The sequence below is a fragment of the Actinomyces sp. SKVG-SVH-4(1) genome (assembly GCF_048514265.1).
Classification (GTDB): Bacteria; Actinomycetota; Actinomycetes; order Actinomycetales; family Actinomycetaceae; genus Actinomyces; species Actinomyces oris.
Map to the genome: position 1 here is coordinate 26,328 of NZ_JBGEVE010000005.1, position 22,679 is coordinate 49,006.

17 protein-coding genes are annotated in these 22,679 nt (G+C 69.0%); 13 read left to right on the forward strand and 4 right to left on the reverse strand.

From position 1 onward, the window contains the following. Positions 1 to 105: 105 nt before the first annotated feature. The 7 genes from AB7V09_RS05965 to moeB are packed head-to-tail and all read left to right on the forward strand — an operon-like array spanning position 106 to position 11,589. On the forward strand, positions 106 to 3,882 hold the full coding sequence (locus AB7V09_RS05965; protein WP_419143214.1) for a nitrate reductase subunit alpha: 3,777 nt from the start codon (positions 106 to 108) through the stop codon (positions 3,880 to 3,882). Beyond that, positions 3,882 to 5,561 (forward strand): nitrate reductase subunit beta, encoded by a 1,680-nt coding sequence (gene narH, locus AB7V09_RS05970; RefSeq protein WP_060957523.1) that lies wholly within the window; start codon positions 3,882 to 3,884, stop codon positions 5,559 to 5,561. The genes AB7V09_RS05965 and narH overlap by 1 nt, the downstream gene beginning before the upstream one ends. Before the next feature lies 1 nt (position 5,562). Beyond that, positions 5,563 to 6,330 (forward strand): nitrate reductase molybdenum cofactor assembly chaperone, encoded by a 768-nt coding sequence (gene narJ, locus AB7V09_RS05975; protein ID WP_314156806.1) that lies wholly within the window; start codon positions 5,563 to 5,565, stop codon positions 6,328 to 6,330. Beyond that, on the forward strand, positions 6,327 to 7,115 hold the full coding sequence (gene narI / locus AB7V09_RS05980; protein ID WP_419143215.1) for a respiratory nitrate reductase subunit gamma: 789 nt from the start codon (positions 6,327 to 6,329) through the stop codon (positions 7,113 to 7,115). Before narJ ends, narI begins: the two co-directional genes overlap by 4 nt. A 31-nt stretch (positions 7,116 to 7,146) precedes the next feature. Further along, positions 7,147 to 8,118, forward strand: a complete 972-nt coding sequence (gene modA, locus AB7V09_RS05985) for a molybdate ABC transporter substrate-binding protein (RefSeq protein ID WP_419143216.1) — start codon at positions 7,147 to 7,149, stop codon at positions 8,116 to 8,118. Between the two features lie 42 nt (positions 8,119 to 8,160). Further along, positions 8,161 to 10,299 (forward strand): ABC transporter permease, encoded by a 2,139-nt coding sequence (locus AB7V09_RS05990; protein WP_419143217.1) that lies wholly within the window; start codon positions 8,161 to 8,163, stop codon positions 10,297 to 10,299. Between the two features lie 42 nt (positions 10,300 to 10,341). Then, entirely contained in the window at positions 10,342 to 11,589 is a 1,248-nt protein-coding gene (moeB, locus tag AB7V09_RS05995; RefSeq protein WP_419143218.1) for a molybdopterin-synthase adenylyltransferase MoeB, read from the forward strand. A 288-nt stretch (positions 11,590 to 11,877) separates the two neighbouring features. On the opposite strand, the gene AB7V09_RS06000 is transcribed toward moeB, so the two are convergent. After that, a complete protein-coding gene (locus AB7V09_RS06000) occupies positions 11,878 to 12,993 on the reverse strand; it encodes a FecCD family ABC transporter permease (protein ID WP_419143219.1) in 1,116 nt (371 codons plus the stop codon). Further along, a complete protein-coding gene (locus AB7V09_RS06005) occupies positions 12,990 to 13,985 on the reverse strand; it encodes a FecCD family ABC transporter permease (RefSeq protein WP_419143277.1) in 996 nt (331 codons plus the stop codon). Before AB7V09_RS06005 ends, AB7V09_RS06000 begins: the two co-directional genes overlap by 4 nt. Before the next feature lie 176 nt (positions 13,986 to 14,161). Between AB7V09_RS06005 and AB7V09_RS06010 the strand changes: the two genes are divergently transcribed. The 4 genes from AB7V09_RS06010 to AB7V09_RS06025 all read left to right on the forward strand — a co-directional run bounded on the left by AB7V09_RS06010 (position 14,162) and on the right by AB7V09_RS06025 (position 18,003). Then, positions 14,162 to 15,229, forward strand: coding sequence for an ABC transporter substrate-binding protein (locus tag AB7V09_RS06010; protein ID WP_419143220.1), 1,068 nt, complete (start codon positions 14,162 to 14,164; stop codon positions 15,227 to 15,229). A 3-nt stretch (positions 15,230 to 15,232) separates the two neighbouring features. Then, the gene (locus tag AB7V09_RS06015; RefSeq protein ID WP_419143221.1) at positions 15,233 to 16,099 is read left to right on the forward strand and encodes an ABC transporter ATP-binding protein; all 867 of its coding nucleotides are present in this window, start codon (positions 15,233 to 15,235) and stop codon (positions 16,097 to 16,099) included. Positions 16,100 to 16,382: 283 nt separating this feature from the next. After that, complete coding sequence (locus AB7V09_RS06020; protein WP_051349190.1) at positions 16,383 to 17,405, forward strand: zinc-dependent alcohol dehydrogenase family protein; 1,023 nt, start codon at positions 16,383 to 16,385, stop codon at positions 17,403 to 17,405. Positions 17,406 to 17,451: 46 nt separating this feature from the next. After that, a complete protein-coding gene (locus tag AB7V09_RS06025; RefSeq protein WP_419143222.1) occupies positions 17,452 to 18,003 on the forward strand; it encodes an NAD(P)H-dependent oxidoreductase in 552 nt (183 codons plus the stop codon). Positions 18,004 to 18,085: 82 nt separating this feature from the next. On the opposite strand, the gene AB7V09_RS06030 is transcribed toward AB7V09_RS06025, so the two are convergent. Further along, on the reverse strand, positions 18,086 to 18,580 hold the full coding sequence (locus AB7V09_RS06030; protein WP_419143223.1) for a GNAT family N-acetyltransferase: 495 nt from the start codon (positions 18,578 to 18,580) through the stop codon (positions 18,086 to 18,088). 93 nt (positions 18,581 to 18,673) lie between these two features. Continuing rightward, the gene (locus AB7V09_RS06035) at positions 18,674 to 19,996 is read right to left on the reverse strand and encodes an NAD(P)H-dependent oxidoreductase (protein WP_419143224.1); all 1,323 of its coding nucleotides are present in this window, start codon (positions 19,994 to 19,996) and stop codon (positions 18,674 to 18,676) included. Positions 19,997 to 20,267: 271 nt separating this feature from the next. Between AB7V09_RS06035 and hisN the strand changes: the two genes are divergently transcribed. Together hisN and AB7V09_RS06045 are read left to right on the forward strand one after the other, a co-directional pair. Beyond that, positions 20,268 to 21,161: a histidinol-phosphatase gene (gene hisN / locus AB7V09_RS06040; protein ID WP_003786930.1), complete on the forward strand. Its 894-nt coding sequence runs from the start codon at positions 20,268 to 20,270 to the stop codon at positions 21,159 to 21,161. A 401-nt stretch (positions 21,162 to 21,562) separates the two neighbouring features. Continuing rightward, on the forward strand, positions 21,563 to 22,399 hold the full coding sequence (locus tag AB7V09_RS06045; protein WP_003786934.1) for an undecaprenyl-diphosphate phosphatase: 837 nt from the start codon (positions 21,563 to 21,565) through the stop codon (positions 22,397 to 22,399). Positions 22,400 to 22,679: the final 280 nt, after the last annotated feature.

The following is a 22,679-nucleotide window of genomic DNA, read 5'->3' on the forward strand; positions in this document are numbered from 1 at the left end:
CGGGAGCAGCCGGAGCCACTCAGGGCCCACGCCCACGGGCTCCTGGCCACCATTCGTCACCAACCACCGCAACAACCATCAGCTTTACGGACCGAAGGACCATTGATGAGCACCACCGGCTCCCAGACCACCGGCCCCGGGATCGTTCCTGGACCCGACCAGCAGGTCGAGAACGCACCCGGACTGCTCACGCTGGGCTCGTACCTGCGTCGAGGACAAGCCTCTGCCGACGCCCGCCGCCTGTTCCTCACCGGAGGGCGCGAGGCCGACACCTTCTACCGCCACCGGTGGAGCCACGACAAGATGGTCCACTCCACCCACGGGGTCAACTGCACCGGGTCGTGCGCCTGGGAGGTCTACGTCTCCGACGGCATCATCACCTGGGAGAAGCAGATCACCGACTACCCCACCACGGGGCCGGACATGCCCGAGTACGAGCCCCGCGGCTGCCCGCGTGGCGCGGCCTTCTCCTGGTACACCTACTCCCCCACGCGCATCCGTTACCCCTACGTGCGCTCGGTCCTGCTGGATGCCTTCCGCGCCGCGAAGGCCGACAACGACGGCGACCCGGTCGCCGCCTGGGCGCAGGTCACCGGTGACCCCGCCACCGCCAAGGCATACAAGTCCGCCCGAGGCAAGGGCGGCATGGTCCGCGTGGGCTGGGACGAGGCCATGGAGATCGTCGCGGCCGCCTACGTCCACACCATCCGCGCCTGGGGTCCGGACCGGATCGCCGGCTTCAGCGTCATCCCGGCCATGTCCCAGGTCTCCTACGGAGCCGGCGGCCGCCTCCACGAGCTCATCGGCGGCACGATGCTCTCCTTCTACGACTGGTACGCCGACCTGCCGCCGGCCTCACCCCAGGTCTTCGGGGACCAGACCGACGTCCCCGAGGCCGGCGACTGGTACAACGCCCAGTACCTCATGATGTGGGGCTCCAACCTGCCGCTGACCCGCACCCCGGACGCCCACTTCATGACCGAGGCCCGCTACCACGGGCAGAAGGTCGTGGCCGTCTCCCCCGACTACGCCGACAACACCAAGTTCGCCGACCAGTGGCTGCGCGTGGCCCCGGGCACCGACGGCGCCCTGGCCCAGGCAATGGGTCACGTCATCCTCTCGGAGTTCCACGTCAAGCGCGAGGAGTCCTTCTTCCTGGACTACATGCGCCGTCACACCGACTCCCCCTTCCTCATCAGTCTGGACCCCTCCCCCGACGGCACCGGATACGTGCCCGGGCGCTTCGTGACGGCCTCCGACGTCAACGGCGTAGCCACCGGCGCCCCGAAGAACGAGTTCCGCCCCCTCGTGTGGGACCGCGAGCGGGGCCCGGCCGACCCCGGCGGCACCCTGGCCGACCGCTTCACCCCCGAGGGTGAGGGCAAGTGGAACCTGCTCATGGAGGGTGTCGACCCGGTCATGAGCATCCTGGACCTGCACGGCCAGGGCCCCCAGGTTCAGGCCGCCGAGGTGCTCCTGCCCCGCTTCGACCTGCCCGGCTCATCCACCCCCGAGGGCTCCGTGGGCGGTGGCGTCGTGCGCCGCGGCGTGCCGGTCACCCGCATCGGGGACCGCATGGTCACCACCGTCTACGACCTGCTCCTGGCCCAGTACGCCGTCGAGCGCCCGTCCATGCCGGGCGAGTGGCCCGCGGACTACCAGGACGCCACCGTCCCGGGCACTCCCGCCTGGGCCAGCGAGATCACCGGCGTTCCCGGCCCCGCCATCATCCAGGTGGCGCGCGACTTCGCACTCAACGCCGTGGAGTCCGGCGGCCGCTCCCAGATCGTCATGGGCGCGGGCATCAACCACTACTACCACGCCGACCAGATCTACCGGACGATCCTGGCGCTGACCTCGATGTGCGCCACCCAGGGCGTCAACGGCGGCGGCTGGGCCCATTACGTGGGTCAGGAGAAGGTCCGCCCGCTCAGCGGCTTCCAGCAGTACGCCTTCGCCCTGGACTGGCACCGCCCGGCCCGGCAGATGATCTCCACGGGCTTCTGGTACCTCACCACCGACCAGTGGCGCTACGACACCACCTCCGCCGAGCGCCTGGCCTCCCCGCTGGGGTCCGGTACCCTGGCGGGCAAGACCACGACCGACGCCATGGTCGAGGCCATGAAGCGCGGGTGGACGCCGTCCTACCCGACCTTCAACCGCAGCCCGCTGCTCCTGGGACAGCAGGCCGCCGAGGCGGGCATGGACCCCAAGGACTACATCGTTGAGCAGCTGCGCTCCGGTGAGCTGCGCTTCGCCTGCGAGGACCCCGACGCCCCCGAGAACTTCCCGCGCATCCTGTGCTCGTGGCGCACGAACCTGCTGGGCAGCTCGGCCAAGGGCACGGAGTTCTTCCTGCGCCACATGGTGGGTGCGGATAACGACGTCAACGCCGTCGAGACCCCGGCCGAGCAGCGGCCCGCCTCGGTGACCTGGCGCGACGAGGCCCCCGTGGGCAAGCTCGACCTCATGTGGACCGCGGACTTCCGCAACACCTCCACCACCCTGCACTCCGACGTCGTCCTGCCGGCGGCCACCTGGTACGAGAAGCACGACATCTCCTCGACCGACATGCACCCCTTCGTGCACTCCTTCAACGCGGCCATCGACCCACCCTGGGAGGCGCGCACCGACTTCCAGGTCTTCCAGACCCTGGCCGGGCTCATCTCCGCCTGGGCGCCGCGCTACCTGGGCACCCAGACCGACGTCGTCGCCGCGCCCCTGACGCACGACACCCCCGACGCCCTGACGATGGCGCACGGTGACGTGTCCTCCCTGCCCCAGGAGTGGGTGCCGGGAGTGACGATGCCCAAGCTGGTGCCCACCGAGCGCGACTACACCCAGATCCGGGCCAAGTTCGATGCCCTGGGCCCCCTGGCCGAGAAGCTGGGGCTGCCCTGCAAGGGCATCATGCTCAAGCCGGGTCCGGAGGTGGAGCGCCTGGCCCGCAACCACGGGGTCTCCTCCGACGGCGTGGCCGCCGGCCGGCCGCTGCTCGACACCGACATCCGCGCCGCCGACGCCATCTTCACACTGTCGGGCACCACCAACGGGCGCATCGCCACCGAGGGCTGGGACACGCTGTCCAAGCGCACCGGCACCACGTTGGTCGAGCTCAGCGAGGAGGAGGCAGGCAAGCACATCTCCTTCGCCGACACCCAGGTCAAGCCCCAGGGAGTCATCACCTCCCCGGAGTGGTCCGGCTCCGAGCACGGCGGACGGCGCTACTCGGCCTTCGTGGTCAACGTGGAGCACGCCAAGCCCTGGCACACCCTGACCGGGCGCATGCACTACTACCTCGACCACGACTGGATGCGAGACATGGGCGAGTCCCTGCCGGTCTTCCGGCCGCCACTGGACTTCCACGCCCTGTACGGGGAGGCCGCACCGGGCTCGGTGTCCACGAGCCAGGCGGGCACGGCGGAGGTCGCGGTGCGCTACATCACCGCGCACAACAAGTGGGCGATCCACTCGCAGTACTTCGACAACCTGCACATGCTCACGCTGGGACGCGGGGGTCAGACCATCTGGATGAGCCCCCAGGACGCCGACAAGATCGGCGTCAAGGATAACGAGTGGGTTGAGGCCTACAACCGCAACGGCATCGTGGCGGCGCGCGCCATCGTCTCCCACCGCATCCCCGAGGGCATGGTCTTCATGCACCACGCCCAGGAGCGCACCATGAACACCCCGCTGACTGAGACCAGCGGCAGGCGAGGCGGGACGCACAACTCCCTGACCCGGATCGTGCTCAAGCCCAGCCACTTCGCAGGCGGCTACGGGCAGCTGTCCTACGCCTTCAACTACATCGGCCCCACGGGCAACAACCGCGACGAGGTCACGCTTATCCGTCGCCGCAGCAACCAGGAGGTGACTTTCTGATGAAGGTCATGGCCCAGATCGCAATGGTGATGAACCTCGACAAGTGCATCGGCTGCCACACCTGTTCAGTGACCTGCAAGCAGGCCTGGACCAACCGCGAGGGCACCGAGTACATGTGGTTCAACAACGTCGAGACCCGCCCTGGTGTCGGCTATCCCAAGGGTTGGGAGGACCAGGACACCTGGCGCGGCGGCTGGGAGCGCACGGCCTCGGGTCGCCTGCGGCCCCGCTCGGGCGGGCGCCTGCGCCGATTGGTCAACATCTTCGCCAACCCGGAGATGCCCACGGTCGAGGACTACTACGAGCCGTGGACCTACGAGTACGACAAGCTGCTCTCGGCCCCCAAGGACTCCCCGGCGATTCCGGTGGCGCGCGCCAAGAGCCAGCTGACCGGCGAGTACATGCCCACCATCAAGTGGGGTCCCAACTGGGATGACGACCTGGGCGGCTCCATGGAGACCCTCCAGCAGGACCCGATCATCGAGGCGATGAGCACGAAGGTGCGCACCGACATCGAGTCGGCCTTCATGTTCTACCTGCCTCGCATCTGCGAGCACTGCCTCAACCCCACCTGCGTGTCCGCCTGCCCGTCGGGCGCCATGTACAAGCGCACCGAGGACGGCATCGTCCTGGTGGACCAGGACGCCTGCCGCGGCTGGCGCATGTGTGTGTCCTCCTGCCCTTACAAGAAGGTCTACTTCAACCACGCCACCGGCAAGGCCGAGAAGTGCACCCTGTGCTACCCGCGCCTGGAGATCGGCCAGCCCACCGTGTGCTCGGAGACCTGCGTGGGCCGCCTGCGCTACCTGGGCGTCCTCCTCTACGACGCCGATCGCGTCTCGCAGGCCGCCGCCGTCAAGGACCCGCAGGACCTGTACATGGCCCAGCGCGAGATCCTCCTCAACCCCCACGACCCGGAGGTCGTGGCGGGCGCGCGCGCCGAGGGCGTGCCGGACAACTGGATCGAGGCGGCTCAGGCCTCCCCCATCTGGGACCTCATCGACACCTACGAGGTGGCCCTGCCCCTGCACCCCGAGTACCGCACCATGCCGATGGTCTGGTACATCCCGCCGCTCTCCCCGGTCGTCGACGAGGTCGCGGCCGCAGGCCTGGACGGTGAGAACTACAAGGTGCTGCTCACGGCCGTCTCCGACATGCGCATTCCGCTGGAGTACCTGGCGGGCCTGTTCACGGCCGGTGACACCAACACGGTCGAGCTCGTGCTGCGGCGCCTGGCCGCGATGCGCTCCCACATGCGCGACGTGCGCCTGGGCCGCGAGCCCGACCCGGCCATCGCCGCCGCCGTGGGCCTGGACGGCAAGAAGCTGGAGGCCATGTACCGCCTGCTGGCCATCGCCAAGTACGACGACCGCTACGTCATCCCCACCGCCAAGCCCGAGGTCCCCCGCGGCATGGAGTCCATGGGCAACGACGTCATGACCCTTCTGGGTGAGGGGGCCCCGGCCGGCTGCCACCCCGACGTCGCCTCCTTCCACGGCCAGGGCGGCGGCGCCATGAACGGCGGCCCGGTGAGCCTGCCACTGCCGACCGTGCGCCGCGAGCCGGTGCCGGCCGCCGGCCCGGGCATGCCGCAGGTCGGTGTTCCTGAGCCGGTGGGTCAGGCCCCGGCGGCCGACTCCTCGACCGGCCCCGCGGTCGCAGCCCCCAGGGACCTCTGAGATGGTCTCCTTCGTCCGCGCCCCCCGGGTTCTTGAGAAACCCGCCGAGGTGCAGCTGACACCCTCCCAGCGAGCCACCGTGCACATGGCGGCCTCGCTGCTGCTGGACTACCCGGCCGAGGGGACTCTGGAGACGCGCCTGAACGCCGTCGAGGCCGAGCTGGCCACACTGCCGGCGGAGGTGGCCGTCCTCCTGGAGGAGTTCATCGCTCAGGCGCGGCGCCGCGGCGAGCGGGCCATGGCCGAGCACTACGTGGAGGTCTTCGACCGCCGTCGGCGCTGTTGCCTGTACCTGACGTACTACACGGTGGGCGACACCCGGCACCGGGGCGCCGCGCTGCTGGCCTTCAAGCAGGCGCTGGCGGCGGCCGGCTACGAGATGGCTGCCGACGAGCTGCCCGACTACCTGCCGGTGGTCCTCGAGCTGTCCGCGCGCAGCGGCGACGAGGTGGCCAGTGCGCTCCTGTCCTCCCACCGCGAGGGCATCGAGGTGCTGCGCAGCGCCCTGGCCGACGCCGCCTCCCCCTACGCGGGGCTGGTGGAGGCCGTCTCGATGACTCTGCCGCAGATCGACGAGGCCACCGCCGAGCGCGTGCGCGCCCTCGTGGCGGCCGGACCACCCACCGAGACCGTCGGTGTCACCAATACCCTGCCCTTCCCGACCATTCCCGTGCGCAACCCGAGCCTGTCCGGTGCACCCGCCGTGCCGGGCTCGGCACCAGTCGCCGATCCTTCCCCCTTCACGAGCAGCCAGGAGAGCATGACATGAGCCCGATTCAGCAGAACCTCATGTGGGTGGCCCTGCCCTACGCCAGCCTGGTGCTGCTGGTGGCAGGCATGATCTGGCGGTGGCGCACCGACCAGTTCGGCTGGACCTCCCGCTCCTCGCAGTGGAACGAGTCCCGCATCCTGCGCCTGGCCTCCCCCCTGTTCCACCTGGGCTTCCTCATGGTGATGGGCGGTCACGTCGTCGGGCTGCTGGTGCCCAAGGACGTCACCGAGATGCTGGGCGTCTCCCAGCACATGTACCACCTGGGCGCCACCTACCTGGGAACCTTGGCGGCCATCCTGACGATCGTGGGCCTGGTCGGGCTGATCTACCGGCGCATCGTCGTCAAGAGCGTGCGCCTGGCCACCACCCGCAACGACCTGGTCATGTACTGCTTCCTCATCGTGCCGATCCTGCTGGGCTCGGCGGCCACGGTCCTCAACCAGCTCGCCGACGCCCACGGCTACGACTACCGCGAGACGATCAGCCCCTGGCTGCGCTCGGTACTGGTGCTCCAGCCGCGCCCCGAGCTCATGGCCGACGTGCCGGTCTCCTTCAAGCTCCACGTCATCGCGGGCTTCCTGCTCCTGGCGATCTGGCCCTTCACCCGCCTGGTCCACGTGGTCTCCGCGCCCGTGGGCTACGTGACCCGCCCCTATGTGGTCTACCGTTCGCGTGAGGGGGCCACCTCCACCGCTCAGACCTCACGCGGCTGGACCCCGGTGCGGACCCAGGGCACCGGCAACCAAGGAACCAACGACGTCACCCCTTCTCAGGGCGCCTGATCCCGGCTGCCCTACCCCGAAAGGACAACGTATGGGTATCACTCGTCGCGCGGCCATCGCCGCCGTCAGCCTGCTCTCCGCCGTCTCTCTGGCCGCCTGCGGCGGCTCCGCCTCCAACAGCTCCACCGGCGCCGCTTCGAGCGCCGCCTCCGCAAGCGGCTCAAGTGCCCCACAGAAGGCCACCGGCGAACTCAAGGTCCTGGCCGCCGCCTCCCTCAAGGCGTCTTTCACGGAGATCGGGACCCAGTTGGAGAAGGACAACCCCGGCCTCCACGTCACCTTCGACTTCCAGGGCTCCCAGACCCTCGTCAGCTCGCTGTCCGAGGGCAACGAGGCCGACATCCTGGCCACGGCCGACGAGCCCACCATGAATAAGGCCGTGGAGCAGAAGCTGGTCGGTGAGCGCACCGAGTTCGCCACCAACGTCCCGACTCTCATCGTCCCCAAGGGCAATCCCGCCAACGTCAAGGGCATCGACTCCTCCCTCGACAACGCCAAGCTCGTGGTCTGCGTGGATACCGCCCCGTGCGGCCATGCCGCCAAGGAGCTGGCCAAGGCCTACAACGTCACCCTCAACCCGGTCTCCGAGGAGCAGAAGGTGACGGACGTGCGTACCAAGGTCGAGTCCGGTGAGGCCGACGCGGGCGTGGTCTACAAGACTGATGCCGTGGCCGCCAAGGACAAGGTCGATGAGATCACCATCGACAACAAGGGCGTCGTGAACCACTACCCGGTCGCCCAGACCGCCAAGCCCTCCAACCCCGAGGCCGCTCAGGTCTTCATCAACGCCATCACCAGTAAGTCCGGTCAGGACATCCTGGCCAAGTACGGCTTCGGGAAGCCCGGCGACGCCACTAGTGCGAGTGCCGGGGCGAGCCCCAGCGCCGGGGGCGCCGCTACGGCCAGTACCGCGGCCAGCGCCGCCCCGTCCCAGGCCGCGACCGCTGAGGGGTCCTCCGCCCCGGAGGCGAACAAGCCCACCGCGCAGACGACTGCTCCGTGATGGAGTACAGGCCTGACTCGCCGGCCTGGTACACATGATTCTGTGAACCAGATGTCCCCCACTGAGCGCTTCGCGCAGCAGTCAGCACAGCGGCCCGCCCACGCCCTCCTGGGGCGTGGGCGGGCCGCTCGTTCCCCCCTGCCGGTGCTCGTCACCGCCCTGGCGATCCTGGGAGGTTGCGCGATCGTCCTGCCCCTGGTGGGCATGGGGACGCGTGTGTCCTGGGGGCAGCTGCCCCAGCTGTTGGCGACGCCGTCGGCGCAGGCCGCCCTGTGGCTCTCGATCCGCACCTGCTTGATTGCCACGCTGGTCTGCGTGGTACTGGGCATACCGCTGGCACTGCTCCTGTCCCGCAGCTGGCCGGGGGTGAGGTTCGCACGGGTTCTCGCGATTCTGCCGATGACGATGCCGCCGGTGGTGGCCGGTATCGCGCTGCTGGCGACCTTCGGACGTCGGGGCGTGTTCGGTGCCTACCTGGAGGCGTGGGATACTCCGATCGCCTTCACGACGACCGCCGTCGTGCTCGCTCAGGTGTTCGTTGCCATGCCTTACCTGGTAGTCACTCTGGAGGCGGCATTGCGCAGCCGCGACACTCATGCCGAGACCACGGCTCGCACACTGGGGGCGGGGCCCTGGCGGGTGCTGACACAGGTCACGCTGCCGTTGGCGGCGCCTGCGATGGCCCGGGGCACCGCTCTGGCTCTGGGCCGGAGCCTGGGAGAGTTCGGGGCGACCATTGCCTTCGCGGGTTCCCGAGAGGGCGTCACCCGCACCATGCCGCTGGCCATCTACCTGGAGAAGGAGAGCGACACGGCCACGGCCCTGGCCCTCGCAGTGGTGCTCATCGGGTTGTCGTTCATCATCGTCGGGGCCACGACCGTGGACTGGTCCGGTCTGATCGGTGCACTGCTGACTGCTCGCCAGAAGCGGGGCGGGCAGGAGGTCGTCCCGCCGTCCGAGCTCTCCTCTGACGAGGAGTCCGACGGCGACGTGCCCTCTTCCGCGGGTACCGCGTCCGCCAAGGCGCCCCAGGAGAGCATCGGGCGCGGCCAGGACCTGCACGTCGCCTTCGAGCTGCCGCAGCGCGATGTCGTGGTCGACCTGGAGGTGGAGGCGGGGCGCACGACGGCGCTCGTCGGTCCCAATGGCTCGGGCAAGTCAACGGTCTGCTCTGTGGTGGCCGGCCTGCTGGACGCCGAGAACGGTCAGGTGGTGCTCGGCGGGCGAGTCCTGGACGGCACCGGGGGCTTCGTGCGGGCGGGGCGGCGCCGGGTGGCGCTGCTCAGCCAGGAGCCGGGCGTCTTCACCCACATGTCCGTGCTGGGCAACGTGGTCTTCGCGCTGCGCTGCCAGGGGGTGAGCCAGGCGGAGGCGACGCGTCGGGCCAGAGCCGAACTGGCTGCCGTCGGGGCCGAACACCTGGCCTCCCGCCCGGGAGGAACGCTCTCGGGAGGGCAGGCGGCCCGCGTGGCCTTGGCCCGGGCGCTGGCGACGGGGCCCCGCCTGCTGGTCCTGGATGAGCCGATGGCCGCCCTGGACGTGACCGCCCGCCAGGAGATGCGCCGCCTGGTGGCACGCCGATGCGCCGAGGAGGGGCTGACACTGCTGCTGGTGACCCATGACGTCCTGGACCTGACGGCGCTGGCCGAGGACGTCGTCGTCCTGGACCGGGGCCGAGTGGTGGAGCAGGGGCCGACGGCGCGGGTCCTGTCCGCGCCGCGTTCGGACTTCGTCGCCCACCTGACGGGGACGGCCGTGCTCACTGGGGTCGTTGACGGCGCCGCCGAGGCTCCGGGGCTGCGGCTGCCGTCGGGGCGGGTCGTTCATGGCCGCCCCCGGGAGGACGCCGCTGACGGGCATGTCGGCGAGCAGGTTCACAGGGACGACCGCGACGAGGTGCTGCGCCCCGGAGCGCCGGGGATTGCGCTGGTGCCGCCCGACGCCGTCGCCCTCTACCGACAGGCGCCGCACGGCAGTCCCCGCAACGTCCTGACCGGCCGGGTGACGGGGCTGGAGCGCTCGGGGGCGCTGGTGAGTGTGCGCCTGGAGCTCGAGGAGGGGCAGCGGCTGTCGGCGGCGGTCACCGCGGGTGCCGTTGCCGAGCTCGGCATCACCGAGGGCCGGGAGGTCTGCTGCGTCATCAAGGCGGTGCAGGTGCGTATCCTGGCTCGCCGGGGTTAAGGACTTGCAGCACTGAGACGTTGAGAGAAGGACCGGGTGTAGATGAGGGAGGGCGACGTGAGCGCTGTTGAGGGAAGCGAGCGCGATGGGGTCTGTGGATCGGTGATTGCTGAGGAGCGTCTGCGGCCGCTGAGCCGCGATGAGCTGGAGCGCTACCACCGCAATGCGCTCGTGCCGCAGGTGGGGCTCGTGGGGCAGCAGCGCATCCGCGCGTCCCGGGTCCTGCTCATCGGTGCCGGTGGGCTCGGGGCGCCGGCGGCCCTGTACCTGGCGGCCGCCGGGGTGGGGACGATCGGGCTCATTGACGACGACGAGGTCGACGTGTCCAACCTGCAACGTCAGGTCATCCACGCCACAGCCGCGGTGGGGCGTCCGAAGGTGGACTCGGCGGCCGAGGCGATCAGGGCGCTCAATCCTGACGTTGAGGTCGTTGCCCACCGGAGGCGGTTGACGGCCGATAACGCCCGGGGCCTTCTGGGCGGCTGGGACGTGGTCATTGACGGCACGGACAACTTCCCCACGCGGTATCTGGTCAATGACGCCGCCGTCATGCTGGGGCTGCCGCTGGTGCACGGGGCGGTACTGGGGTTCAACGGGCAGGTGGGGGTTTTCGATGCGCGCCGGGGCCCGTGCTACCGGTGCTTGCATCCTGCCCCGCCGCCCGCAGGTTCGGTGCCCTCCTGCGCGGAGGCGGGGGTGCTGGGGGTGCTGCCCGGCATCATCGGGACGATGCAGGCCGCTGAGGCGCTCAAGCTGGTGATCGGTGGCGGGCAGCCGCTGCTGGGCAGGTTGGCGTTGCTCGACGCCTGGGGGGCGCACCTGCGGGAGATTCCGGTGGCGAAGAACCCGGACTGCCCGGTGTGCGGTGAGAACCCGAGTATCACCGGGCTGGTCACGGAGGCTGATGCCTGCGTGATTCCCCGGACTCCCAAGGCCGACACGCAGCCGCAGGAGCCCGGCTCCGGGGGTGAGGCCTTGGGGGCAGGAGTGGGGGGTGTCTCTGCAGCCGAGCTGAGGAGGCTCCTGGAGGGCGATGTGCCGCCGGCGCTGCTGGATGTGCGTGAGGACATCGAGGTGGCGCTCGAGCCGATGGAGGGCGCGCTGCACATTCCGTTGCGTGAGGTCGTGGCACGGATGGACGAGCTCGACCCGGGCCGGCTGACGGTGGTGGTGTGCGCCGCTGGGGTGCGCTCGGCCCGCGCCATCGAGGCACTGAAGGCTGCGGGCTACCCCGGCCGGCTCCTCAACCTTGAGGGCGGCATGAGGGCCTGGGTCTCTCGCCGACCTTGACCGCGGCATCAGCGGGCCTTGGTGTCACGATTGGCGACTTTTAGGCTGTCCATCGGCTGACGCGCCCGGGCCTGTAGGGCTCTGACCTGCGCATACGTGTCAGAGCTCGACTGTCATCGACCAAACGTGCTCTTAAAAGTCGCCGATTGTGACACCGCTTGTGGAGTGAGCCTGGCGGTCTGTGGTGTGAGCGCGTGCTGGGGGTTAGTGGCACTGGGCTTCTTCGGCGTCGTCGGTGAGGTAGGTGACGATACGGACCAAGTCGTACTCTGCCTCTCTGCCACAACCTCAGCCGGCCCGTTCCGCACGCCCCAAAGGAGCCATGAGCAGCCAGACGAGGTAGAGCCCGCCCAGCGCCGCACTGACCAGGCCCACCGGAATCTGGAAGGGACTGAGCAGCCGCTGCGCCAGGAAATCAGCCCCGCCCAACAGCAGCGCCCCCATGGCCGCCGACGCGATCAGCGTCATCCCCGCCGACCGGCTCAGCCGACGCGCCAGCTGCGGTGCGGCCAGGGCGATGAAACCGATCGGGCCCGCCGTTGCGACGCAGATCGCCGCCAGCATGACGCCGTAGCCGAGCATCGCGCCGCGCACTCTGCCGACCCGCAGTCCCAGGCTGGTTGCGGCGTCGTCGCCCATCTCCAGCAGACTCGCAGGCCGCACGAGCCACACCACCTGAATCAGCAGCACCGCGGCAGCCAGAGCCAGGGGCTTGACCTGTCCCCAGGAAATCGCGTTGAAGGAACCGTACTGCCAGGCCTTGGCGGTCTCGGCGCTGGGAAGACTGGCTTGGGAGATGAGGTAGCTGTTGGCCGCCGAGAGCATCTCGGAGATGGCGACCCCGGTCAGGATCAGGTTGTCGCCGCCCACGCCACCGCGCCGCGAGATGAGAGCGACCACCGTCGCGGTCGCAAATCCTCCGAGGACCGCCCCCACCGAGACCTGGAGATCACTCGCCGACGCCGCCAGCAGAAGCATGAGCAACCCGCCGCTGGAGGCGCCGGTCGTGAACCCCACAATGTCGGGGCTGCCCAGGGGATTTCGTGACAGGCTCTGGAAGACCGCACCCGACAGCGCCAGCATCGCCCCCACCAGCGCCGCCGCGACCGCGCGCGGAAGCCGCTGGTTGAGCACGAAGAAGCGATCCATCCTGCTTCCAGATCCCGTCAGCAGTGTGTGCAGCGCGTCGGCCCCGGAGATGTTGTAAGCACCGAACAGCACCGAGACAGCCACCACGGCCAGCGCCGCAGCAAGCGCCAGCACCGTCACCACAGCGGCCCGCCGGTGGACGAGGAAAGCCCTGCGACGTCCAACGGGGCATCGCAGCTGAGAGGCCGGGGCCCCGAGGCGGGGCCCTTCGGTCTCCGACTCCGAGCTACCGGCCACGTCCCGAACCCGCTTCACCGCCCTGTCACCCCCATCCGCTGGATGACCATGACCAGCAGCACCGGACCGCCGATGAATGCGGTCACGACCCCCGCCTCCATCTCACCGGAGTCCAGGATGACCCGCCCGACGACGTCGGCGGCCAGCAGCAGGACCGGTCCGGCGACGAGGGAGACCGCCAGCAGCCTGCGCTGGTCAGCCCCTAGGGCCAGCCGCAGCACCTGCGGGACCACCAGCCCAACGAAGGAGATCGGCCCGACCGCCGCCGTCGACGCCCCACACAGCAGAGTGATCGAGGTCAGTGCCAGCGCCCGAGCGCGCCTCGGGCTGACACCCAGCGCCTTGGCCTGCTCCTCCCCCAACGCCAGGGCGTTGAGCGTAAGCCCCGAGGCCAGGGCCAGCACCAGCCCGACGGCGAGGAAGGGCGCCACCCACACCAGCAACGCGGCATCCCGGTCCGCCAGCGAACCCAGAACCCAGAAACGATAGGAGTCGAAGGTGACGGAGTCATACATCGTGATGGTCCCGGTGATCGACCGCAGACTCGCCCCCAGGGCCACCCCGGCCAGCACGAGCCTGGCAGGTCCGGCGTCGGCGCTGCGCACCGACATGAGATGGACGAGAAAGGCGGCCAGGGCGGCCCCTGCGAAGGCGAACCAGAGGAAGTCACTCACATCTGTCAGCCCCAGCAGAGACATCGACAGGACCACCGACAGGGACGCACCTGCATTGACACCGAGGATGCTCGGCTCGGCCAGGGGATTGCGGGTCAGCCCCTGCATGACGACTCCCGCCACGGCCAGCGAGGCTCCCACCATGACCGCCAGGACGGTCCGCGGCATCCGCAGCTGCCAGACAATGACCGAGGCGACCGTTGTCCTCCCCGGCACGAAGGCACCGGCCACTTCCTCCAGCGTCAGACTGTGCGACCCAACGGCCAGGCTCACCAGGCACAGAAGCACCGACAGTACCCCGAGAACAAGGACGGTCCCACCCACCGGGACCGCCACTGACGTAGGGGCGGACGTCCCGGCAGACTTCTCACCAGAGCCACGGCGGCGCTCCCACCACCGGGCGATCACGCCAGAGCTCCCGGCTGCGACTGACGAGCGACCTCCGCCACGTCCCCACCTTTCCTCAGGATGATTCTTGATAAAAACGCTATGACTTAGGTTAGCCTAAGCCCATGACATCCCACTACAGCCGCCGCAGCGCTCTCGTCTTCGCAGGGTTGGTCACCGCCATCCCCGTCCTCGCCGCTTGCTCCAGCAAGAAGGCGGACTCCAGCGCCTCCTCGACCGCCAAGGCCAAGCCCACCTCATCGGTGCCCACCGGCATGCCCGAGGGCAAGGGCTCAGGCAAGGCCGACGACGTCTTCCCCCGCAAGGTCGTCCACTTCAAGGGCACCACCGAGATCAAGAAGGCCCCCACCAAGGTCGTCATCCTGTCCACCGGGCAGCTCGACGTCGCCCTGACCCTGGGCATCGTGCCGATCGGCTCAACCAAGGGCGACGGCGCCGCAACGGTCCCGGAGTACCTCAAGAAGGCCTTCCCCAAGCAGGCCGACAAGCTGGGCGCGATCAAGGACGTCGGCTCGCGCAAGTCCCCCAGTGTCGAGGACATCGGCAACCTGTCCCCGGACCTCATCCTTGTCAACCAGGCGGGCAAGGACGATATCGACACCCTCTACAAGTCCCTGTCCGAGGTGGCGCCCACCGTCGTCACCCAGGGCAAGAGTGAGGCGTGGAAGCAGGACTTCCTCCTCGTGGCCGACGCCCTGGGCAAGCCGGAGACCGCCAAGAAGTGGATGGAGACCTATCAGGTCGACGCCGAGAAGGCCGGCTCCGCCATTGACGGCAACCCCACCGTCTCCCTGCTGCGCAAGACCAGCGACAAGCTCCGCACCTTCGGGGCGGTCTCGCTGGCCGGCTCGGTCCTGTCCGATATGGGCGTCGCCCGCCCCAGCACCCAGACCTTCACCGACAACGGCAACAAGGACATCAGCTCCGAGACGCTGGCTGAGGCAGAAGCCGACTGGATCCTCTACGGGGCGCAGAAGACCCCGAAGGACGAGAAGGACAAGGACAAGAACAACACCGAGCTGACCGCCATGCCCCTGTGGACGGGGCTCAAGGCCGTCAACGACAAGCACGCCGTGCGGGTCGACGACGACGCCTTCTTCCTCAACGCCGGCCCCACCGCGGCACGGCTCGTCATGACCACGGTGGCGGACACGCTGCCGAAGAAGAAGTAGTCCGTGCCCGCTCCGGTCTCATCGGAGGCTCCTTCAGACGCCCAGGCCCCCACCACGGGCCTGGGCGTTCGGGGCATCTCCCTGGCCTACTATCCCAGCCATCCGGTCATCGAGGACCTGAGCACGGCCATCACCCCGGGCGCGGTGACAATGATCGTGGGCCCAAATGCCTGCGGGAAGTCCACACTGCTGCGCGCCATGAGCCGGGTCCTCTCCCCGAGCTCCGGGCAGGTGGTCCTCGACGGCCGCGACATCGCCACCCTGGCCCCCAAGAAGCTGGCCCGGCGAGTGGGCATGCTGGCCCAGTCCTCCATCGCCCCGCCCGGGATCACCGTCCACGAGCTGGTGGCGCGCGGGCGCTACCCGTATCAGTCGCTCCTGCGTCAGTGGTCGGCCGACGACGACGCGGCCGTCACCGAGGCCATGGAGCGCACCGACGTCGTTGGCCTGGCCAACCGGCACGTGTCCGCACTCTCCGGCGGGCAGCGTCAGCGGGTGTGGGTGGCGATGGCCCTGGCCCAGCGCACCGACATCCTCCTGCTCGACGAGCCGACCACCTACCTGGACCTGGCCCACCAGGTGGACCTCCTCGAGCTGTGCCGGGACCTGAACGCCGAGCTGGGCACCACGATCGTGGCGGTGCTCCACGATCTCAACCAGGCCTGTCGTTACGGGGACGAGGTGATCGCCATGCGCGCCGGCAGCATCCTGGCCCATGGCCGCCCCGAGGATGTCGTCACCGCGGAGATGGTTGAGGAGGTCTTCGGCCTGAAGGTCCAGGTCATTGCCGACCCACTCACCGGGACCCCGCTGGTTCTGCCTCTTCCGCGCAAGACCCGGGACACGGCGTCGGGCAGCAAGGCCGGGTAGGGAACGGCGCTGCCCGCGCCCCGGCTTCGGCCGAGCGCGATCATCTGCGACCGCCTGCGAGCCTGAATGCCCGCTCGCCGGCACCGGTCTTCGCCTGCTCTCGGGCCGATACACACCAACCTCACCTACCAGGACCGGTCCCCCACGGCCCCGCAGGGTTGCCCTGACACAACCTGCTGGGCGGTGGACCCGCACCAAGGCCCGCACCTAGTCTTCACATATCAACCAGAACTGATGTGAGAACATACCTGTGACTGCTTCTGCTCCCACCCTGCCCACCACCATGCGCGGCGTCGTCATGCACGCCGCCGGTGACGTCCGTGTCGAGGACCGCGATGTCCCCCACGTCATCGAGCCCACCGACGCCGTTATCAAGCTCGAGGCCGCCTGCGTGTGCGGCTCGGACCTGTGGCGTTACCGGGGTATCTCCCCGGTGGAGGAGGCACGCCCCATGGGCCACGAGTACGTGGGCACCGTCGTCGAGGTCGGCGACGACGTCACCAGCGTCAAGGTCGGCGACTTCGTCGTCGGTTCCTTCTGCATCAGCGACAACACCTGCGAGATCTGCGAGGACGGCTTCCAGTCCCGCTGCGCCAACGGTGGCTTCATGGGCGACACCCAGGCCGAGTACACCCGTGTCCCCCAGGCCGACGGCACTCTCGTCGTCGTTCCCGGCGGCAAGCCCGATGACCCCGAGATCATCGCCTCACTGCTGGCCGCCTCCGACGTCCTGGGAACCGGCTGGTTCGGGGCCGTCGCAGCCCAGGCCGGCCCCGGCAAGACCATCGCGGTGGTCGGCGACGGCGCCGTGGGCCTGTCCGCCGTCCTGGCCGCCAAGGCCTTGGGGGCTGAGAAGGTCATCGCGTTCTCCCGTCACGAGGACCGGGCGGCGCTCGCCCGCGAGTTCGGCGCCGACATCGTCATCGCCGAGCGCGGCGACGAGGGCGCCGCGAAGGTCAAGGAGGTCACCGGCGGCTACGGTGCTCACGGCGTCGTCGAGGCCGTGGGCAACCAGACCTCGATGATGCAGGCCATCGCCTCCTGCCGCCCCGGCGGGCACCTGGGCTACGTGGGCGTCGCCCACGGCGTCTCCCTGCCCGGCGACCAGCTCTTCTTCGCCGAGATCCACATGCTGGGCGGCCCCGCACCCGTGCGCCGCTTCCTGCCCGACCTCATCGACCGCATCCTCAAGCGCGAGATCAACCCCGGCAAGGTCTTCACCCTGCGCCTGCCTCTGGAGGAGGCCGCAGAGGCCTACAAGGCCATGGACGAGCGCCGCGCCATCAAGGTGCTCCTGGAGCCCTGAGCCGATCCGCACACCCCACCATCATCGTCTGACAACAGGAGCATTCATGAAGACCCTCGTTCTCGTCTTCCACCCCGACATGTCCACCTCGCGCGCCAACCGACCCCTGGCGGCCAAGGCCGAGGCCCTCGGTAACGACGTCACCGTGCGCTACATGTACGACCTCTACCCCGACCATAAGGTCGACGTCGCCGCCGAGCAGACGGCCCTGGAGGCCGCCGACAGGGTCGTCCTCCAGTTCCCCATGTACTGGTACTCCACCCCCGCCCTGCTCAAGCAGTGGCAGGACGACGTGCTCCTCTACGGCTGGGCCTACGGCTCAACCGGTAAGGCCCTGGCCGGCAAGGAGCTGCTGGTGGCTGTGAGCACCGGTGGCCCCGGCGACGCCTACAGCCACGAGTCCTCTTACGGCTACACGCTCACCGAGCTGCTGCGGCCCCTCCAGGCGACGGCGAACATGGTCCAGATGACCTACCTCGAGCCCTTTACCACCACCGGGACCCTCACCATCACCGATGAGGCCCTGGCTCAGCGGGCTGAGGACTACGCCGCCACCCTGCAGTCCACGGACCTGCCGGTTCTGGACCTCCGCGGCTGAGTCCGCCAGCAGGCAGCGTCCACATGCCCGGGGGCCCAGGCCGGTTCGCCGGTCTGGGCCCCCGGGGCGTCTCACGGGTGTCTCAGTCGCCGTCGGCCAGGTCCTTGAAGTAGCGCGCCACCGGCCAGCGCTGGAAGCCGAGTCCCTCGTAGGTGGCGCGGGCCGGGGCGTGCCCCAGGTCCCCGCCGGTCTCCACCATCACCATGGCCATCCCGGCGGCCCGGGCCCGCTCCATGGAGTGGTTCATGAGGGCACGGCCAATGCCGTGACGCTGGTAGTCGGGGTCGACCACGACGATATAGACCTCCCCCATCCTGTCCTCGGGATGCAGACGGGTGCACACCCAGCCCACCGGGCGACCGTCGAGGACGGCGACGTCGACGCCGTCGGGCTCGCCGTCGAGGACCTCGGCAAGATCGGAGAACTGTCGCTGCCGCCAGCCCTCGGGGTAGAAGGAGCGGTAGACGAAGGCGGGCACGTCCTGCTCCATGAGTGGGAAGACTGGAGCCCAGGCGCGCAGGGACAGGTCCAGCAGCACCTGACGCTGCTCCGGCCGGTACGCAACGATCTCAACCATGCCGAGATCCTACGGCGCTCCCCATAGTTACACCGGGTCCCCGCCGGTCATTACGCCGACGGGGACCCAGTAGCTCAGGACCGCTGAAGGACCTCAGCCGAAGATGTCGAGCAGCGGGAGCTCGGGGGTCTGAAGGACCGCGGCGTAGTCCTGCGCCCGGCGGGCGATGGCCTCATCAGTGATCTCCAGGGCGCCCACCGACAGGAAGGGCACCGCGTACTTGGTGCCGATGACTCGCGAGGTTCCCTGCATGGGCCGCAGGAACTCGTGGATCGTGTAGATGTGTGCACCCTCGCGGCCGTAGGCGCTGCCGGCGCCGCCGACGCTGACGGCCAGGAGCAGCTCCTTGCCGTGCAGGGCCGTGCCGGTCGAGCCGTAGGCCCAGCCGAAGGTGAGGACGTCGTCGAGCCACTTCTTGAGCAGGGGCGGGCAGGAGAGCCAGTACATGGGGTACTGCAGCACGATGCGGTCGGCGCCCAGCAGAGCCGCCTGCTCGGTGGCCACATCGATGTTGAAGTCGGGGTAGAGGTCGTACATGTAGCGCACGGTGATGTTGCCGCCGAGCGACTCCGCCGCGGCCCCGAGGGCCTTGTTGACCCGGGACTCGGAGATGTTGGGGTGGAAGACGAGAACGAGAGTGTTCACGGAGGACTCCCTGGTGTCGTTGGACTGTGAAGCGGGGGATGGCCCCCGTGAGGCGCCGGGGCTCCCGGCGCCGGACAGGACGTCGCTCAGGCTGGAGAAGCCGCCGATGATGACCTCCAGCTTGGGAGCCATCGCACCGCGATCCAGCCAGGACTCCTTGGGGCGGAAGGGGACGCGATCGGCGTCGTCGCCACTGTGCAGCTCATTGGGTCCGCCCATGCCCAGGGCGGCGTTCGAGTCGCCGAAGCGCTCGTCCCACATGCGGGTGGCGACGTCGATGCCGCGCTTGCTCCGGCCCGGCTGACGGTCGGACTCGACGGTCTCGGCCATGGCGACCGCCTGCTGGTGGGCGGTCAGAACCGTCGAGAGGGTGTAGTTGAGCGCCAGGTAGGCGTCCTCGCTGCGCAGACCCCCGGAGACGAGGGCGTTGTGGGCGCGCTTGGCCACGGACATGAAGGGCACGTAGGCCCAGGCCAGGTTGATGAGAGTGTGGTCCAGGCCGGGATGGGCGTCGAGCACGTCCCACAGCGAGTCGGAGAGCCGGCGCAGGTAGTCCTGCCAGCTCAGGCCGGTGGGGGGCAGTGTGGCGTCGGCGGACACACGCTCCAGGCAAGCCACGAGCAGGTCGTCGCGCGAGCTGACGGTGCGTCCCAGATCAGCAGTACTCACCCCGAGCCGACGCGCCACCTTGCCCATCGTGAACCGGTCCACACCGATCTCAAGGGCCGCTGTGACGACGTCATCCCTGGTAAAACCGGCATTATGCTGCATTGAGCCTCCCGGGTTGGGTCATACTCGTCAGCGTAACGAACCAATAACGGCCCGCCAAATCGAAGGCTCCTATCCTCACGATGACCGACGCCGTTCTTCCGCAATATAACGGGAAATAAACCACCTCTCCCCCACACCTCTCTCGCACCTCTGACGTCACCTGGAATCTCACGGCGAGGTAACGGCTCGACGCACGCCGGGCGGCCTGCCGGGTGGCGCGCCCGACGACGGTGGGGTCTCGCCGAGCCCGCTCCCCCGTTACCGTGGTGCCATGAGCGAGACTCCCCGCCCACAGCGCCCCGTCTTTCCGGAACCGCCCGCGGCGCCCTCACCGGCAGCGGCGCAGCCCGCGCTGACGGCTCCTCCGGCCAAGCAGCGGCGCTGGCGCGATGACCTGCACCTGGCGCACACGATCGCCAACAAGGTGGACAGCCTCACCCTGGCCCGCTTCGACGCCGGCAACTTCACCGTGGAGACCAAGTCGGACCTCACGCCGGTCACCGAGGCCGACAAGGAGGCCGAGCGCGTCATCCGCGAGCAGCTGGGGCGGGCGCGCGGGCGCGACTCCGTCCTGGGTGAGGAGCTGCCCACCACCGGGCACTCCTCGCGCCAGTGGGTCATCGACCCGATCGACGGGACCAAGAACTTCGTGCGGGGCGTGCCGGTGTGGGCCACGCTCATCGGCCTCATCGAGGACGGCCAGTGCGTCGTCGGGCTGGTCTCGGCCCCCGCGCTGGGGAGGCGCTGGTGGGCCGTGTCCGGCGGCGGGGCATGGACCGGGCGGTCCCTGAGCTCGGCGCGGCGGCTGTCGGTGTCGGGCGTCGACGACCTCACCCGGGCCTCGATGTCCTACTCCTCGCTGTCGGGGTGGGCTCAGACCAAGCGGCTGCGCGGGATGCTGGGGCTCATGCAGTCGTGCTGGCGCACCCGTGCCTACGGGGACTTCTGGTCCTACATGCTCGTGGCCGAGGGCGCCGTGGACCTGGCCGCCGAGCCCGAACTCGAGCTCTATGACATGGCGGCGCTCGTGCCGGTGGTCACCGAGGCGGGCGGGCGCTTCACCTCCCTGGACGGCGAGCCCGGGCCCTTCGGGGGCAACGCGGTGGCCACGAACTCGCTGCTGCACGACGTCGCCCTGCACCACCTGAGCGCCGAGACGGACTGAGCAGGCCCGCTTGAGCCGCAACCCCATCTGCTGGACATCAGTGCGCCCCGAAGTTATAAAAGATCTAAAAGATCTAAAACGCGCAAAAGTGAGCCAAGACACTTTGGGTAAGGGGTAGCCCACACTGTACGAGGGCGGGGCGCTACTGGACACCGCATGGCGGAAGCAGCCGCTCCTCGGGGCCACACGCCGAGGTCGCACGGGCTGGACTTGTCACGCATCCAACGTTATAAAAGGGATACAAACTGATATGCGGCCGCAGAGTTGGGCCTTTGCCCCGGTGTCGCCGCGCGGCTGAACCGCCACCGCTGCGGCGGGTACCACAGTGACCCGGCCGTTTCCCCACCCCGTGCGCCGGTAACCTGCCGTGAGTCCACCATCCATCCACCCCAGGAGTCCCTTTGAACTGGCTGCACGCCATCCTCCTCGGCATCGTCGAGGGCATCACCGAGTTCCTCCCGGTGTCCTCCACCGGTCACCTCAACATCGTCGAGAAGCTCCTCGGCTACGAGATCAACTCCGCCGGCATGACCGCCTTCACCGCCGTCATCCAGGTCGGTGCGATCATCGCCGCCATCATCTACTTCTGGGCCGACATCGTCCGCATCGTCACCGCCTGGTTCAGGGGACTGAGCAACCAGCAGGCCCGCCAGGACCCCGACTACACGCTCGGCTGGGGCATCATCCTGGGATCGATCCCGGTGGCCGCCGTCGGACTGCTGTTCAAGGACTTCATCGAGGGGCCGGTCCGCTCCCTGTGGGTGATCGCCGGAGCCCTCATCATCTGGTCGGGGGCCATGTGGCTGGCCGACCACCAGCAGAACCTCACCAAGGGCATGAAGGACGTGACCGTCAAGGACGCCCTCATCATTGGCGCATTCCAGGCCCTGGCCCCGGTGTTCCCCGGCATCTCCCGCTCCGGGGCGACGATCTCCGCCGGCCTGTTCCTCAAGTTCGACCGGGTCACGGCCACGCGCCTGTCCTTCTACATGGGCATCCCATCCCTGGTCGCGGCCGGACTGCTGGAGGCCGCAACGGAGGCCAGCACCATCAGCAACACCGTGGGCTGGACGCCCACCATTGTCGCGACCGTCGTCTCCGGCGTCGTCGCCTACGCGACCATCGCCTGGCTGCTGCGCTTCGTGTCCTCCAACAAGTTCACATCCTTCCTCGTATACCGCGTGCTGCTGGGCCTCATCATCATCGCCCTGGTAGCCGCCGGCACCATCGCCGCCTGACGGAGTTCTTGCCGCCGATCTCAATTCACCTTCGCCGGCATTCTTCACGTGGGGCAACGGATCTTTCCGTTGCCCCACGTGTTTTCTGTGCTCCTCAGCGTCGGGCTCCGGCGCCGTACGAATCCTGTTCCGGCATCGTCGTCCGCTTGTACGATAAGCGCCATGGCCACCCCTGGGGTACGCGCAGACTCACGAGCCACTGAGGACGACGACGAAGGACATCGGGGAGGTCCACAGCATGACCACACGCCACCCGTCCGTTTCTCCCACGCGAATTCGC

Bases quoted from the DNA above. Each gene is read 5' to 3' on its own strand.
- AB7V09_RS05965 (WP_419143214.1), top strand. From the start codon at position 106: ATGAGCACCACCGGCTCCCAGACCACCGGCCCCGGGATCGTTCCTGGA.
- narH (WP_060957523.1), top strand. From the start codon at position 3,882: ATGAAGGTCATGGCCCAGATCGCAATGGTGATGAACCTCGACAAGTGC.
- narJ (WP_314156806.1), top strand. From the start codon at position 5,563: ATGGTCTCCTTCGTCCGCGCCCCCCGGGTTCTTGAGAAACCCGCCGAG.
- narI (WP_419143215.1), top strand. From the start codon at position 6,327: ATGAGCCCGATTCAGCAGAACCTCATGTGGGTGGCCCTGCCCTACGCC.
- modA (WP_419143216.1), top strand. From the start codon at position 7,147: ATGGGTATCACTCGTCGCGCGGCCATCGCCGCCGTCAGCCTGCTCTCC.
- moeB (WP_419143218.1), top strand. From the start codon at position 10,342: ATGAGGGAGGGCGACGTGAGCGCTGTTGAGGGAAGCGAGCGCGATGGG.
- AB7V09_RS06010 (WP_419143220.1), top strand. From the start codon at position 14,162: ATGACATCCCACTACAGCCGCCGCAGCGCTCTCGTCTTCGCAGGGTTG.
- AB7V09_RS06020 (WP_051349190.1), top strand. From the start codon at position 16,383: ATGCGCGGCGTCGTCATGCACGCCGCCGGTGACGTCCGTGTCGAGGAC.
- AB7V09_RS06025 (WP_419143222.1), top strand. From the start codon at position 17,452: ATGAAGACCCTCGTTCTCGTCTTCCACCCCGACATGTCCACCTCGCGC.
- AB7V09_RS06030 (WP_419143223.1), bottom strand. From the start codon at position 18,580: ATGGTTGAGATCGTTGCGTACCGGCCGGAGCAGCGTCAGGTGCTGCTG.
- AB7V09_RS06035 (WP_419143224.1), bottom strand. From the start codon at position 19,996: ATGCAGCATAATGCCGGTTTTACCAGGGATGACGTCGTCACAGCGGCC.
- hisN (WP_003786930.1), top strand. From the start codon at position 20,268: ATGAGCGAGACTCCCCGCCCACAGCGCCCCGTCTTTCCGGAACCGCCC.